This is a genomic window from Deltaproteobacteria bacterium (genome assembly GCA_035063765.1).
In the GTDB taxonomy this organism is placed as follows: domain Bacteria; phylum Myxococcota_A; class UBA9160; order UBA9160; family PR03; genus CAADGG01.
This window is the reverse complement of the sequence record JAPSFT010000001.1, coordinates 156,921-172,545: the sequence shown is the minus strand read 5'-3', so window position 1 is coordinate 172,545 and position 15,625 is coordinate 156,921. Positions and strand designations below refer to the sequence as shown.

The window sequence follows — 15,625 nt, the reverse complement described above, 5'->3', positions numbered from 1 at the left end:
CCTTGCGGCAAATGCGCTCAGGTCCCCATTTCCGAACTGCGTTCTCCGATCAGATGGTCCGGGCACCGAAGGCGAGTGGGACCGATCGGGCGGGGCGCAATCGGCAGGTTGATGAGCCCGGGAGCTGGTTAGCGACCCTCCCAGGAGAGGAACTGTCGTTCATGGGAGTAGGAGCTGGGATCAGTGGCTGGTGACACAGAAACAACCTCCAGGAGTAGTCGAGCTATCGGAGCCGATATAGACTGGCTTCAGCATGAGGGACCCCTCTGGTGACGAACACGATCCGTCTCGGTAACTGCGAAATCGATCTTCGGCTCTTCGAACTGCGGCGCGGTGGCCAAGTAGTCCCGATCGAGCGCAGGGTCTTCGACCTGATTGCCTACCTTCTTCAGAATCGTGGTCGAATTGTGCCAAACGACGAGCTATTTCGCGTTCTCTGGAAGGGCCGAGCGGTATCGAAGGGATCCTTGACCGTCGCGATAGCCGCAGCGCGTCGGGCTCTCGGAGATAACGCGAAGAGGGCTCAGGTAATCATTACGCATCGAGGGCGGGGATATCGCCTTCACACAGAAGTCGAGGACTGCCAGAAGGAGCCCCTAGGTAGGGACGCTACGACATCGACATCGTTCGTCGGCCGAGACTTCGAGCTGTCAGCTCTTACAGATCTACTCTCGAGCCGGGGCGGTTCGCGCGCCCGGTTCGCGTGCATCTTGGGAGAGCCAGGAATCGGTAAGTCGCGCCTGACCGAGGAGTTCGCCTCGATCGCGTGTGACGTGGGTGCGCTCGTTGCAGTTGGACGGTGTCGCGAAGAGGAGGGTGCTCCCTCGTTCTGGCCATGGGGCCACATCGCGAAGCAGCTCTGCGAGGGCGAAGTGAATCGGGATGCAGCGCAGATGCTCGCGTGTGATGCTCCAGAGATCGCAGCATGGGTTCCTGGGCTGCGATCTGCCTCCGAATCGGCTTCCAATGTGCTGCCGCCGGCTAACGCACGATTTCGGCTATTCGACAGCTTCGCTCGGTTTCTTCGGCGAGCAAGCGCGGGCCGTGTTCTTGTACTGGTTCTCGATGATATCCATCGAGCTGATATGTCGACATTGCTCCTCCTCGACTTCGTTCTGCACGATCTCCAAGAGGAGCACATGCTCGTGCTGGCTACGTACCGGCGGCTGGAGCTGGAGTCGGAGCAAGGTCGATTGGATCTCGTGTCCACGATCTCGCGACGTGTGGATGGTATCACGTTGGCCCTTGAAGGACTGGGATCGAGCGACATTGCAAAGCTGATACGGAGAGCGACGGGGCGAACGCCGTCGCCTGAGCAGACGGATGCGATCGGGAATCTTACGAACGGGAATCCCTTTTTCTTGTGGCAGCTTCTGCCATTTCTGCCGAGTGATCCGGAAGCGACAGGGCGGGTCGCGGGCGCATTGCCGCGGACAGTCCGGGATGCGGTCGTGCGGCAGGTTGACGCCTTAAGCTCTGACGGTAGGAAGTTGCTCCGAGTAGCGGCAGTTGTGGGGCGTGAGTTCGAGAGCTGGCTCGTCCAACGTGCTGTCGGATGGAATAGCAACAGGGTGTGCACGGCTCTGCGTGAGGCCTCGTCGGGAGGGGTTGTCACACGGATTGGCGGGGACAGGGAGCGGTGGAGGTTCTCGCATGCCCTTGTGCGAGATGTGTTGTACGAGGGCCTCGACGATCCGGAACGTACTCAACTCCACGCCGCGATTGGCGAGGTTCTTGATAGATTTGAGCCGATGCGGCGTGAGCGTTTGCCGGAGATCGCATACCACTTCGGGGAGGCGATCGAGGTTTGTGGAGCTGAGCGAGCTATTGATTTGGCTTGCGAGGCTGGGCGTGCCGCGAGTGATGGATTGGCATACGAAGAAGCGTCGGTCCACTTTGGGCGGGCGTTGCGGATAGCCGAGGGCGCGTGGAGCGAAGGGTTTGAGCGCCATTGCGCGATCTTGCTGAGGATGGGCACAGAACAGCTTCGCTCGGGCGACCGGGCAGCAGCCCGGCAGACCTTCGAACGTGCGGCGAGAGTGGCGGACTCGATCGCGGCACCCGGGTTGTTGGCGGAGGCCGCGATCGGTGCAGCGCCAGGGTTCTTTGCGGTCGAAGCGGGAGTGCCAGATGAGTTCTTGGTTTCGGTTCTCCGCCGAGCACTGGCCTCGTTGGATACGGGTGAGGAGCAGTGGCGTGCTCTAGTGATGGCGCGTCTAGGGGCTGCGCTGTTCTGGTCGGAGGACGGAGAGGAATGCATTGCGCAAAGTCGGCACGCAGCAGCCTTGGTCAGAGGAGCATGGGATCCGGCAATAAGGCTTCAGGTCATTCTCGCCAGGTGGCTGGCTGAATGGACACCATACGAGGTGGATGCGCGTCGAGAGTTGGCGACTGAAGCAGTCGGTATTGCTCGTGAGATTGGCAGCAAAGAAGCGCTGGCGGTATCCCTGCTGCACCAGTGTGTCGGTGAGCTCGAGTGCGGAGAGATGGGCGCATTCGATAGATCGGCTGCGGAGTTCCGCGTGTTAGCACGTGATCTCAAGCAACCGCAACCACTCTGGTATGGGCATTTGCTCGACGCGGCGCGAGCGCTTCATACAGGGCGGTTCCTTCGCGCGGAAGAGAGTATGGCGCGATGTGTAGAGATTGGAAGGCGAATTGGGGATGCGAATGTGTTCCTGAGTAAGATGGCGCAGTCGATCATACACGCGGCGGAGAGAGGGGCGGGAGCGGAGGTCGTTGCGATATCGGAAGCGGCGAGCAACCGTTATCCCGTGTTCATTGGCTGGCGTGCGAGTCGCTGTTGGGGGTTGGCGTTGAGCGGAGAAGCTCGTGCAGCCTCAAGGGAGCTCGATGAGCTTCTCGCAGAAGTGAGTGGGAGAGCGCATCGACGTCTCGATTGGCCGACCGCGCTAGTGGCGATGAGCGAGTCGGCGGTGTTGCTTGGGCGCGCGGATGCTGCTGAAGTGCTGCGGGGGCTACTGCTTCCTCTTGAGGGTCGCGTTTTGGTTCTGGGATTCTGTGTAATGACTTGGGGTCCCGTAGCGCGGTATCTCGGAATGCTCTCCGAGACGATGGGGCTCTATTCGGAGGCAGAGGCGTGGTACGGGCGCTCAATCGAGGAAGGCGCCCGGTGCGAAGGCGAGCCTTGGTTGGCGCACTCGGAAGCGGGACTCGCCCGGGTATGGCGGCGGAATGGGCGCGCTCCAAGCGAGATCGAAGCTCTACGCGGGAAGGCTCGCGCACGCGCGGCGAAGCTCGGTATGGCGCACCTCCATCAGAGAATCGCTTCGGGCTGACGCCCCCCCGCCCCCCCGGGGGGGGGCTCTCCGGGCCCCGCAGCTCTGCGCGTAAAGGCCCGTAGCACTTCTTGGTTCAACCTCGGTAGGCTTGTCGCGTTCGACGCAGGAATCCGATGCGTCGCCATCAGTCGCGGGGGGGGACGTGGCACTCCAGCCCGATTTCGGGGTTTCGAACACCACCCTGAGTCGATTGCACGCGGGCGCTGTTTCGGACGGAGCCGTGATACGCGAGCTCTTCAGAGTCGCCTGTACCTCACGCCTGGTCCTGAGCGGCCGGCGCACGATCACGGGTGAGGCGGAACAGGCGCGGATCCGAGCGGTCGAAGAAGATCATCTTGTCGTACGAACTTCAGGTCTCGAGGGTTCGGCAGGAAGCAGGTTCCTGCTTCGCTTTGGAGTGGATGGGCGGGTCTTCTCGTTCACCACGCTGGCAATCGACGACCTCTCCCAGCCCGCGGCGCGCATCTCGATTCCCACGATTCTCTACGTCGCCGAAAGACGGGATCGTAACCGTTTAACAAGCGACGGTCCTTCGAAGTGGACAGTTCGAGTTCGGAGCATTGAATCCGGTTGGTCTTCGGATGCTGTTGTCGAGGACTACTCACCAGTGGGTCTCAACGTCTGCTTGGCTGGTCATCCGAACGTTCGTCTGGGTGAGACGCTCGAGGTTCGCTTCGAGAATGGCGACCTGGCCGGTACCATGCGTTGGGGTCAAATCAAGCACCTCAAGCCGATGGCTTCGCCTCGCAATTGGACGTGCGCGGGAATGGCGATCAGCGAAGCAAGACATACTCCGCCGCTCGCAGTGGAGCGTCGGGAACGAATCGCGGATTCCAGCCGTTGGCAGCGTGTTCGAACAGGAGTGAACCTGTTGTCGGCCGGGGCAGCCGCGGCCAGAGCACGCGTGTGGTCTCGCGGGAGCGCGATAGCATCGCACCCGATTGAACTCGTCGACTTCGAAAACTCTCGTGGCGAACGCCTTCGGGGGATCCTCGATCGCACGGAAGCGGAGGGGCCGATCACCAGCGTCGTGATTCCTCCTGCATGGGGCCGAACAAAGGAAACCCTTCTGCCCCTCGCCCTCACGATTGTCGAGACGTTTCGAAAGGCAGGATGCGGCGTAGCGGTGTTGCGATTCGATGGGACTCGACGAAGAGGGGAGTCGTATAAGGAGCCTGGCTTCAGTGCGTCCAGCTCGGAGCATCTTGCCTTCAGGCTGTCGCACGCGATCGAGGATATCTCCGCGGCCGCGCAGTTTATGACCGAATCCGGTCAACTCAACTGCGCCAAGGTCGTCTTGATTACCTTCAGTGCAGCATCGATTGAGGGACGGCGTGCCGTTCTGCTCGACGGCGGCCGGACCTTCGCTGGGTGGGTGAGTGTCGTCGGGACACCTGATCTTCAATCGGGCCTACGCGCTGTTTCAGGCGGAGTGGACTACGTCGGCGGTTTTGAGCGTGGCCTGGCTTTTGGATCACAAGAGGTGATGGGGGTAAGGGTGGACGTCGATGGGATCGTCCGCGATGCGATCGACTTACGCCTACCATTCCTCGAGGACGCCCGCCGGGATATGGAGGCAATTCGCGTACCGATCACTTGGATCCACGGAGCTTACGACGGTTGGCTCGAGCTAGACCGGGTTGGAGAGATTCTGGGTTGCGGTCAACGTGAGGGTCGCCGTTTGATCGAGGTCCCGACAGGGCACCAGTTACGAAGCAGCCTCGAGGCGTTGGAGGTCTTTCAGCTTGTGGCTGCCGAGACTGCTTCGATAGCGACGGGACGCAAAGTCGCTGGCGTACTTCCAGACCTGAGGCTTCTTGAGGAAAGGCGAACAGCTGAACGGGCACGAGTGCCCAAGGTATCCCTTCAGCTGCGCGATTTCTGGCGGAGCTACTTGATTGGCCAAGACGGCCACCTCGGGATCGAGCTGATGAACGCCAGCAGCGCGTATCGGACTCTGATGAACGTGCAGATTGACGCACTGAGACTAGTCGACGGCGACAGAATCGCCGATGTAGGGTCCGGGACGGGTTCGTTTCCTCTTGGCCTCGTCGAACGTGGCTACGAATTGCGAGGTATCTCAATCGACGAGATTGATTTCGTAGAGGAGGCTCTTGAGCGAGCAAGAGCCCGACTAGGAATCGCGACTTGTATGAGGATGGGAGTCACGTTCGAATGCTGCAATCTCGAAGATCACCGAGATCGACAGCGGATCTTCACTCCGAAGCGATACAGCGCGGCGTTGCTCTCGCTTCTTCTTGGGTACGTCAGTGACCCAGCCGATCTTCTCCGGGATCTTCGGCCAGCGATCCGACCTGGTGGACGCGTAGTAGCGTCGACCATGCGGAAGGACACGGACCCCTCAAGGGTGTTCTTCGAGGGAGTGGACGAGCTACGTGCGGGTCGCGCCCGTGAGGTATTCGGTGAGGCTTCCGAGCGCATGCTCGAGGCATCCACACGGCAGTTTTTAAATGAAGCAGCTCGGATCCTGGACTTGGAGGAAGCGGGGGTGTTTCGGTTCCTCGATAGCGACGAGATGGCCTCGATGCTGGAAGACGCGGGCTTCGAGGTCGTTGACTGCTTGCGATCATTCGGAGATCCCCCGCAGGCCATTGTGCTTGTTGCTAGGGCGCGAGACTAGCGCTGCGAGAATAGCGCTGCGGTACGCGTTGGCGGATCGGCTGTTGCTCTCGCACCCACACCTGCTTCGGCGGATCCAGCGATAGCAGCCGATGGTCTTTAGCGTTTCATCGTGGGTCTCGCTGGCTCATGGAAGGGAGCGCGTCGGCCGATGTAGCGGCCGATGGATCCCTCGAACATCAAGGAGCCGTCAGCGTACCTCGAGTTCCGAGCGGAACTCGACCGTGTTCTGATGCCCAACCATGTCCGAATAGGTGCTGGTGTCACGATAGGTATCAACATCATTTTTAGCGGACTGGATAGATTTGCGTTCCCGATCCAGTCGTGGGACATGCTCGTATGGCGAGGGCTGCTCTTCTTGGTCCTGTTCGCGGTTCTGTTTCGTGGGTACTCATTGCACCCGGTTGGAGCCATGTGGACCGTCACCCTCGCAACACTGGGGATGCTGGTCGCCGTGGTGTATCAGACGGACTCGCCGAGCACGACTGACTACTATGTAGGCCTGATGCTGTTCGTGATGGGTGTGCCGGTGATGGTGCCGGTGAATGCGAGGCAGACAGCGCTACTGGTTGCGCTCGCTCTCGGGGCGTTCGTGGCGGCACCAGTGTTCGGACTAGGTGGGTTCTCGAGAGCGTTTGCGATTCATCTGATCTTCTTGGCATCAGGTGGGATTGTGGGCATGGCGAGCGCGGCCATGCTTGATTCGGGGCGTTTCAAGGATTTCGTGCGACGTCGGCAGATCGAAAGCGCGCGCGATCAGCTTCGCCAGCTGGACGAGGCCAAATCGCGGTTCAGCGCAAACATCCACCACGAGCTGCGGACGCCGCTGACGTTGATGCTTGCGCCGCTCGATTCGATGTTGGCGGGGGAGTTTGGGGCGATCCCGCCGGCGCAGCGGTCCTATCTCGAGACGATGCACAAGAACGCGCTGCGGTTGTTGAAGCTGATCAACAACCTGCTGGACCATGCCCGGATCGAGAGTGGGCTCATGGAGGTGCACCGGCAGCCGCTCGAGCTCGCGAGGGCGGTGGAGGAGGTGGTCGAGAGCGCGCGAGCGATGGCGGAGCGGAAGCGGGTGGCACTCGAGGCGGAATGGGTGAGTGGGCTGCCGATCGTGAACGCGGATCCGGACGCGCTCGAGAAGGTGCTCGTGAATCTGGTCGGGAACGCGCTCAAGTTCACGGATCCCGGCGGGCGGATCACGGTGAGCGCGCAGCCAGCATCGGGAGCCCGGGCGGAAGCAGCGGAGCCGGGAGAGGAGCTCCCGGCGGGCGTCGAGCTGATCGTCGCGGACACGGGCGCGGGCATCCCGCCCGATGAGCTCGAGCGGGTGTTCGACCGCTTCGCCCAGGTGGACGGCTCGGCGACACGGCGGCACGAAGGCACGGGGATCGGGCTCTCCCTGGTGCGCGAGCTCGTCGCGCTGCACGGCGGGCGGACGTGGGCGACGAGTGAGGGCCTGGGGCACGGCTCCCAGTTCCACGTTTTCCTGCCGCTCGGCACCGAGGACGCGGACGCCGAGGAGGTGGTGCGGACCGACGACGGCCGCGGCGTGACGCTCCGCCGCTCGTTCGACGCGATCGCTGCGGATCTCGATCACCACGCCGAGGACGATGCGCGCGGATCGTTGCCGATCGACGGGGACAGCTACGCCGCCCGCTACAAGACCGTCGAGCTCGAGCGGACGGTGGAGCGCTTCGAGGCGGCCGAGGGCAGGACGCCGGATGCCGCCGCTGTGTCGCCCGCGCAGCGGCCGGAGGTGGTGGTCGCCGAGGACAACGCCGACATGCGGCGCCTGTTGGCCCACCTGTTGGGCGCCGAGTTCGCGGTGCGGCCGGCACGCAACGGCCGGGAGGCGCTCGAGCTCGTGCGCGAGCGCATGCCAGCGCTCGTCGTCACCGACGTGATGATGCCCGAGATGTCCGGGACGGAGCTGTGCGAGGCGATCAAGGGCGACGCGGCGCTGGCTGGCGTGCCGGTCATGCTGGTCACGTCGAAGGCCGAGCGCGAGATGAAGATCCAGGGCCTCGAGCTCGGGGCCGACGACTACGTGACGAAGCCCTTCCATCCGCGCGAGCTCCTGGCCCGGGCGCGCGCGCTCGTGCGGCTTCGCCTCCTCCAGGAGGAGCTCGCGGAGCAGAACGCGGCCCTCGACCGCGCGCTCCAGCACCTGCGAGCGACCGAGGTCCAACTGATCCACTCCGAGCGGCTGGCGGCGGTGGGTGAGCTGGCGGCCGGCGTGGCGCACGAGGTCAACAACCCCGTGAACTTCGCCCTGAACTCGCTCCGCGTGCTCCGCGAGACGGTCGGCGAGGTGCGCGAGTTCGCCGGCCGGCTGGCCGCGATCGACTGGTGCGATGCGTCGAAGCTCCCCGAGCGGGTGGGCGAGCTCCAGCGGCTCGAGGGCGAGATCGGGCTCGAGGAGGCGGTGGCGACGCTCGACGAGCTGGTCGCGATCGTGATCGAGGGCCTGGAACGGACCGGGCGGCTCGTCGCGGACCTCCGCGACTTCGGTGCCCCAGGGGAACGAGGGCAAAGGCACACGGACGTGGCCGATGCCCTCGGGTCGACCCTCGCGATCGTAGGCTCCTCCCTCGCGAGCAAGGGGATCCGCCTCGAGCGCGAGATCGCGCCCGACCTGCCCCTGATCGAGGGGGACGCCGGCGCCCTCAAGCAGCTCTTCCTGAACCTGCTCAAGAACGCTGCGGAAGCGCTCGAAGAGACGGGGGGCACCGTCCGGGTCCGGGCGGCCCGCTCGGCCTCGGGCCGGGGGGTCGAGGTCACGGTGTCGGACGACGGCCCGGGGGTCGAGCCGGCGCAGGCCGAACGCATCTTCGAGCCGTTCTTCACCACCAAGGCCGCCGGGCGCGGGACGGGGCTCGGTCTCTCGATCTGCCGGCGGATCGCGGAGGCGCACGGCGGCTCCCTCGCGGTGCGCTCCACCCCGGGCGCCGGCGCCACGTTCACCCTGGGATTGCCGGTGGAGGCTCACGATGCGACCGCGTCTCGGTCCTAGGGTCGATCGGCTCCTCGACCATCGCGAGTACCCGATCCTCTTCGTCGACGACGAGCCCGAGAACCTGCGCGTCTTCGAGCTGGGCTTCCGGCGCGAGTTCCAGATCCGCACCGCGCGCAGCGGCGAGGAGGCGCTCCAGAGCCTCCATGACCACCCCGCCGCGCTCGTGCTCTCGGATCATCGCATGGGCGGGATGAGCGGCGTCGAGCTGCTCGCCAAGGTGCGCGAGGTGGACGAGCGCACCGTGCGCATCCTGGTCACCGCCTACGGTGACGCTGCCACGCTCTCCGAGGCGATCAACAACGGCTGGATCTATCGCTACGTCGCGAAGCCGTGGCGGCCCGAGGAGATGCGGCTCGCGCTCCGCACCGGCATCGAGATGTACGCGCTCCTGCGCGAGCGGGAGGAGCTGCTCTACGAGATGGAGGCGCTCAACCGCGCCGCGAAGCTCCTGAACCGCGAGCTCGAGCTGATCCCTCTCCTCGACCGCATTCTCGCCACCGTGACCGGTGACTTCGGCTTCGACGGCGGCATCGTGTTCCTCTTCGACGAGACCCGGACGCGCCTGCAGGCGATCCGCTGCTCGGCAGGCGCCGGCGACGGCCCGTCGGCGCGCCTGCTCGACCTCGACGTGCCCGCCAGGACGGCGCCCGGCTTCGTCGCGCGGCTGCTCGAGAACCGCACCCAGATCGTTCGCATGAGCGAGCTCACCGAGCTCGAGGGCCCGGTGCGCCGGCTCGCCACCGAGGTGGCCGCGGACGAGATCCTGGTGGTGCCGCTGGTGGGACACGCCGGCGTCATCGGCGCGCTCGCTGCCGACAACCGGAGCGGCGGCGAGGGCTTCGGCGCTTCGGACTACACGCTGCTCGACGGGCTCGCGGCGCAGGCCGTGATCGCGATCGAGAACGCGCGCCTGGTCGCCGACCTCCGGCGCGAGCGCGAGCAGGTGCGCCGTGCGGACCGCCTCGGGACGCTCGGCACGCTGGCCGCGGGCCTCGCCCACGAGATCAACAACCCGCTGGTGGCGATCCGCACCTTCCTCACGCTCGCGCCCGCCAAGCGCCACGAGGACGACCGTGAGTTCTGGCACGACTACCACGACCTGGGCCTGCGCGAGGTGGACCGCATCCACGCGCTCGTGCGCGCGATGGGGAGCCTCGGCCGCGAAGGTGGTGAGGAGAGGACGCGCGCGGCCTGCGACCTCGGCGAGGTCGTGGCCGAGGCGGTGGCGCTGCTCGCGTCCGAGGCGGGCCGCGCGCGGGTCGAGATCACCGTCGAGCACGAGGGCGACCTGCCGAAGGTGGTCGGCGTGCGCGACCACCTGCACCAGGTGGCGCTGAACCTCCTCGTCAACGCGATCCACGCGACCGCCCGCCCGGGGCACGGCGCAGCGGGTGAAGCGCCGATGGGCCACGTGCAGGTGCGCGTCGGTCCGGCCGAGCTCGAGGGCGCGGAGGCCGCCAGCCTCGAGGTCGCCGACGACGGCTACGGGATCCGCAGCGAGGATCTCGAGCGGGTCTTCGATCCCTTCTTCACGACCAAGGGCCCGGACCAGGGCTCGGGCCTCGGGCTCATGATCTGCCATCGCATCGTGACCGATCACGGCGGGCGGATCGAGGTGCAGAGCCTCGAGGGTCGCGGCGCCACCTTCCGCGTGCTGCTTCCGGCGCGCGGCCCGCGCTTGACCCCCACGGAGGGCGGTGGTAGGTAGAGCCCGCTCGCGCGCCCCGCGCGCGCAGTGGAGGCCGCCTGATGATCCCGAGGGCCAGGCGCTTTGCGCCCCGCGCCGGGCGCCATCGCCCGCTCGCGCTCGTGTTCGGCGCGCTGCTCGCGCTCACCGCTGGCACGGCGTCGGCCGAGCGCGTGCGGGTCGCGCTGCTTCCGGTGCTCGTCCACAGCAGCGAGAGCCGCGAGTACCTCCAGCAGGGCCTCTCGGACATGCTCGTCGCGCGTCTCGGGCGCGACCCGCGCCTGGCGGTGCTCGAGGTCGACGAGACGGCGGCCGCCACCACCGATGTCGAGGCCGCGCGCGCCGCCGCCAGGCGGGCGGGGGGCACCTGGGTGGTCTTCGGCTCCTTCACGCGCTTCGGCGAGGGAGCAAGCCTCGATCTCCAGCTCGCCCGGACGGAGGGCGAGGGCGAGCCGCAGCAGATCTTCGCGCAGGCCGCCACGCTCGGGGCCCTGATCCCCATGCTCGACGGCGTCTCCGAGCGCATCACCGCGCGGGTGCTCGGCACGGACGCGGGCGAGGCCCCGGCGGCAGCGGGTGCAGCGCCCGTGGGTGGGGGCGGCGAGCTCGCCGAGCTGCGCCGCCGGGTCGAGGCCCTCGAGCGCGCCGTCGACCAGCTCGGGGCCGCGCGCATGCCCGAGGAGCCCAAGGCCGCCCCGGCCGTCCAGCCGAACAGCCCGCGCCCCGAGCGCGAGTAGCCCGCTCTGCTAGCTTGAGCGCCCGTTTCGCGACCCTTCGCGATGCTCGGGCGGTGTAGCTCAGTCGGTTAGAGCAGCGGTTTCATAAGCCGCGTGTCCCCAGTTCGAGTCTGGGCACCGCCACCACGATCCCCCGCCCAAGCCGCACGCGCCGGGGTCGGGCCCCGTTGCGCTACGCGCTACGGGCCCGCGTCGGGCGGCTTCGGCGCACCCGGCGCCATCGGGCCGCCCGTCGGCCCGCCCATGGCGCCCCCACCCATCATCCCGCCGCCCCCGCCCATCATCCCGTGGCCCCTGCCCATCATCATGGGGCAGCCCTCCGCGCCCATCATCGCCCGGCAGCGGCTCTGCATCTGGGCGCGGCACTCGTCGACGGGGCTCTCCGAGCGCAGGCAGTCGGCCATTCCCTGGTGGATCTCCGCCATGGCGCTTCGCTGCTCCGCGCTCGGGGTGCCGGGCCCTGGCTTCCCGGCCTCCTGGGCGGCGGCAGCGCCCGCCCCCAGGACGATCGCGACGATCCAGACGACCTTGCGGATCCGACGAATCCTCATGGGAGGCTCCCTCTCGCCGTGCTGCGGCTTCCGGGATCGTACACCGTGGCCGGGACGATCTCCCTCGTCCGGTGCGCGACAGGGCGAGCGCACGGGCGGCGCAGGCCTTCGCGCGTGCCGTGTCATAGGCTCTCCCTCCATGTCGAGGCGCGCGTCGCTCCATCGCCTGCGCCGCCGCGCGCGCGCGGCGGCGCTGCGGGCCGTGGTGCCCTGGGCGCCGGCTGGCGATGCACCGCTTCCGAAGCTCGCCGATCTCGGACGGGTGCTGCTCGTCCACGTGAACTTCCGGCTCGGCAACACGCTGCTGGCGACGCCCGCGGTCGCAGCGCTCACCGAGGCGTGCCCGGCGACGCGCTTCGACCTCCTGGGTGGGCCGGCGGCGGCGCCGGTCCTGCGCGGACAGCGCATCGAGCGCGTACACACCGTTGCGCGCGGCGACCTCGGGCGTCCGCTCCGGCTCCTGCGCCTGATCCGGGCGCTGCGCCGCGAGGGCTACGGCGCCGCCGTGCACCTCAGTCCCGCGACCAGCTCGCTCGGCGGCTTCCTCGTGTGGGCCTCGGGCGCGCCCCATCGCATCGGCTGCCGGCGCGCGCAGGGCAACGTGTACTTCACGAGCACCGTCCCGGCGCCACGCGCGCGTCACAAGGTCGACCGCGTGAACGAGTACCTGGGCTCGCTCGGGGTGGCCGCGCGGCACGAGCGCAACCTGGTGCTGTCGGAGGACGAGCGCTCGTGGGCGGCAGGCATGATCGCGGCGGGGCCCACGGCCGGCGTCTTCGTGGGGGGGCGGGAGCGGAAGGGGAAGGGATGGCCGCTCGCGAGCGCGACGGCGGTGGTGGCTTCGCTGCGGGGCGATGGACTCCACCCGATGGTGTTCATCGGGCCCGAGGAGGCGGCGCGCGAGGCCGAGCTTCGCCGCGCGCTCGCGCCCGCTGCCTTCGTCCGCGAGCCCGACGTGCGGCGCGTGGCGGCGCTGCTGTCGCGCTGCGCGGTGGCCGTGACGCCGGACGCGGGACCGATGCACCTCGCGATCGCGGCGGGTACCCCGACGGTTGCCGTCTTCCGCAAGGGGAATGCCGATCGCTGGGGCCCGCGGCCGCCGCAGGGCGAGGCGATCGTCGATCCCACTGGCGCGGACGTGGCCGCCGTCGTCGCCGCCGCGCGCCGGCTCAGCCGGCCGGGAGGCGGTGCTTCTGCACCTTCCCGGTGACGGTGCGCGGCAGCGCTGCTACCGCCACCCAGCGCCGCGGCACCTTGAACGACGCGAGCCGCTCGCGCCCCCAGGCGCGGAGCCCGTCGGGGTCGAGTGCCGCGCCCGCCGCCAGCACGACGTAGGCGCAGCCCACTTCGCCCCAGCGCGGGTCGGGCTCGCCCACCACCGCGATCTCGCGGACCGCCGGGTGGGCGGCGTAGCACTGCTCCACCTGCGCCGGGTAGACGTTCTCGCCGCCCGAGATGAAGAGGTCGCGGGCGCGGCCGACGAGCGTCACGTAGCCCTCGGCGTCGATCGTGGCCAGGTCGCCGGTCCGCAGCCAGCCGTCCTCGCGCAGCACCTCGGCGGTGGCCTCGGGCCTTCGCCAGTAGCCGGTCATCGTGATCGGCCCGCGCACGACGATCTCCCCAGTCTCGCCGGGCGCGACGTCGCGCCAGCCCCCGGGATGCCCCTCGATGGCCTCCCGGTCCACCACACGCAGCTCGGCGTGGAAGACGGGCCGGCCGACGCTGCCGGCCTTGCGCAGGGCGTCGGCCGCGTCGAGGCAGCACAGGATCGAGGTCTCCGTCTGCCCGAAGCCCTGCTCGAGCAGGATCCCGCGCTCGTGGAAGGCGTGGATGCGCTCGACGGGGATCGCGGCACCGGCGGTGAAGGCGAAGCGCAGCGCCGAGAGGTCGCGGCCGGGGCGGGCGTCGAAGGCGCTCTGGAGCTCGCCGAACATGGTCGGGACCCCGCCGAAGAAGGTGATCCGCTCGGTCTCGGCGGCGTCCCAGAGCGCGGCCGCGTCGAAGTGGCGCTGGAGCACGAGGCTGGCGCCGGCGTAGAGGGCCGGGATCGACAGGATCTGGAGCCCGAAGGAGTGGAAGAGGGGTACGACCACGAGCACCCGGTCGCGCCCCGAGAGGTCGAAGAAGAGCTGGGCGTTGAGCGAGTTGAAGAGCGTCTTGCGGTGGGGCAGGAGGGCGCCCTTGGGAACCCCGGTGGTGCCCGAGGTGTACATCAGGATCATCGGGTCCTCGGGCGACACCGGAACGACGTCGAGGACCGGCTCGCTCGCCGCGAGCGCGGCCTCGTAGGCGTCCGGAGCGCTGCCCGTCGCGAGCCGTTCGGGCGGCCGCTCCGCCTGGGCGCAGGCCCGCTGCGCCAGCGCCTCGAGCTCGACGTCGTGGAGCAGCACCGCGGGCTCGGCGTCGTCGAGGAGCTCGCGCAGCTCGGGCGGAGCCGCGCGCGTGTTGAGCGGGAGCGCGATCGCCCCGAGCCGGGCCGCCGCGAAGACCGCTTCCAGGAACGGCGAGCGGTTGCTCATCAGGATCGCCACCCGGTCGCCCGGGCCGACGCCGCGGGCGCGGAGCCAGCCGGCGCAGCGGGCGGCGCGCGCCTCGAGCTCCGCGTAGGAGAGGGCGCGGGCCTCGTCGCGCACGGCGGGCCGGGTGCCGGTTGCCGAGGCGCGCCAGCGCAGCCAGCCGCCCGCGTTGTGAAGCGCGTTCCGGGGCATCGGCTCGGGTCGATAGCGGAGCGGGCGGGGCGGCGCGAGGCTGCGTAAGCTGGGCCCCGAAGGAGCCGTGATGAACCTGAAGGGAGAGCCCGCCTTCGTCGGCCGCCACTGCGGCTCGAACGTCTACGAGGTGACACCGTCGCTCGTGCGCTTCTACGCCGACGCGCTCGCCGACCCGAGCCCGCACTACCAGAGCATCGCACCGTCGCTGCTCTTCCACTCCGAGTGCTACAAGGTCCTCGGCGAGTGGTACCTGCAGAACCTGTTCGGGAACCTCCACGCACGCCAGGACTGGGAGCTGTACCAGCCGATCCCGCTGGCCGGCCCGGTGCGCACGCGCTCGACGATCGTCGAGCGCTACCACAAGCGCGGCCGCGACTACGTCGTGAACGAGACCGACGTCATGGACGCCTGCGACGGCCGCCTGCTCGTGCGCGGCCGCACGCACCAGTCGTTCCTGCCGCCCCGGCAGAAGGATGCGGCGGGCTTCGTCGTCGACGAGCAGACCGCGAAGGAGAAGAAGGCGCCGCCCGCCCCCTTCCCGACCGCCACGGGCCCCGAGCTTGCACCGCTTGCGAAGAGCGTGGACGGGCGGCGCTGCTGGATGTTCTCGGGCCCCGGCCGCAACTACCACACGGACGCCGGCGAGGCGAAGAAGCTCGGCTTCCCCAACATCGTCGTGCAGGGGATGATGACCACCTGCTTCGTGCACCAGGTGATGCAGGACGCCTTCGGGACGGGCTGGGTCGAGGGCGGCAAGGCCTCGCTCAAGCTCACCAACGTGCTGTGGGTCGACGAGTCGGTGACCGCCCGCGGCCGGGTGCGCGAGGAATCGAATGAGGGCACGCGGACCCGCGTCCATTGCGACGTCTGGGTCGAGAAGGGCGACGGCACGCGCGTCCTGGTCGGCGAGGCGAGCGCGCTGCGCTAGCGAGCCGGCCGCCTCGTAGCGAGGCATAGTCGGGCGCGTCCGCCAGGGAA

The 15,625-nt window shown here is 67.9% G+C and carries 9 protein-coding genes and 1 tRNA gene; 8 read left to right on the top strand and 2 right to left on the bottom strand.

Translation table 11 applies throughout. The features are described 5' to 3' along the window. Nucleotides 1-269: 269 nt before the first annotated feature. The 6 genes from OZ948_00825 to OZ948_00800 all read left to right on the top strand — a co-directional run bounded on the left by OZ948_00825 (nucleotide 270) and on the right by OZ948_00800 (nucleotide 11,511). Nucleotides 270-3,299, top strand: a complete 3,030-nt coding sequence (locus OZ948_00825) for an AAA family ATPase (GenBank protein MEB2343266.1) — start codon at nucleotides 270-272, stop codon at nucleotides 3,297-3,299. Nucleotides 3,300-3,522: 223 nt separating this feature from the next. Further along, complete coding sequence (locus tag OZ948_00820; protein ID MEB2343265.1) at nucleotides 3,523-5,943, top strand: methyltransferase domain-containing protein; 2,421 nt, start codon at nucleotides 3,523-3,525, stop codon at nucleotides 5,941-5,943. A gap of 162 nt (nucleotides 5,944-6,105) precedes the next feature. After that, nucleotides 6,106-8,958 (top strand): ATP-binding protein, encoded by a 2,853-nt coding sequence (locus tag OZ948_00815; protein ID MEB2343264.1) that lies wholly within the window; start codon nucleotides 6,106-6,108, stop codon nucleotides 8,956-8,958. Next, nucleotides 8,936-10,669 (top strand): ATP-binding protein, encoded by a 1,734-nt coding sequence (locus tag OZ948_00810; protein ID MEB2343263.1) that lies wholly within the window; start codon nucleotides 8,936-8,938, stop codon nucleotides 10,667-10,669. The genes OZ948_00815 and OZ948_00810 overlap by 23 nt, the downstream gene beginning before the upstream one ends. 41 nt (nucleotides 10,670-10,710) lie before the next feature. Next, nucleotides 10,711-11,385 carry a hypothetical protein gene (locus tag OZ948_00805; protein ID MEB2343262.1) on the top strand — a complete coding sequence of 225 codons (675 nt, stop codon included), beginning with the start codon at nucleotides 10,711-10,713 and terminating at the stop codon, nucleotides 11,383-11,385. A 49-nt stretch (nucleotides 11,386-11,434) separates the two neighbouring features. After that, nucleotides 11,435-11,511, top strand: a tRNA-Met gene (locus tag OZ948_00800). A 53-nt stretch (nucleotides 11,512-11,564) separates the two neighbouring features. On the opposite strand, the gene OZ948_00795 is transcribed toward OZ948_00800, so the two are convergent. Further along, nucleotides 11,565-11,936: a hypothetical protein gene (locus OZ948_00795; GenBank protein MEB2343261.1), complete on the bottom strand. Its 372-nt coding sequence runs from the start codon at nucleotides 11,934-11,936 to the stop codon at nucleotides 11,565-11,567. Between the two features lie 139 nt (nucleotides 11,937-12,075). Between OZ948_00795 and OZ948_00790 the strand changes: the two genes are divergently transcribed. Then, nucleotides 12,076-13,146, top strand: coding sequence for a hypothetical protein (locus OZ948_00790; protein ID MEB2343260.1), 1,071 nt, complete (start codon nucleotides 12,076-12,078; stop codon nucleotides 13,144-13,146). On the opposite strand, the gene OZ948_00785 is transcribed toward OZ948_00790, so the two are convergent. Next, entirely contained in the window at nucleotides 13,106-14,644 is a 1,539-nt protein-coding gene (locus tag OZ948_00785) for an AMP-binding protein (GenBank protein ID MEB2343259.1), read from the bottom strand. The genes OZ948_00790 and OZ948_00785 overlap by 41 nt on opposite strands. Before the next feature lie 70 nt (nucleotides 14,645-14,714). On the opposite strand from OZ948_00785, the gene OZ948_00780 reads away from it, so the two are divergent. After that, a complete protein-coding gene (locus tag OZ948_00780; GenBank protein ID MEB2343258.1) occupies nucleotides 14,715-15,575 on the top strand; it encodes a MaoC/PaaZ C-terminal domain-containing protein in 861 nt (286 codons plus the stop codon). The last annotated feature ends 50 nt before the right edge of the window (nucleotides 15,576-15,625 follow it).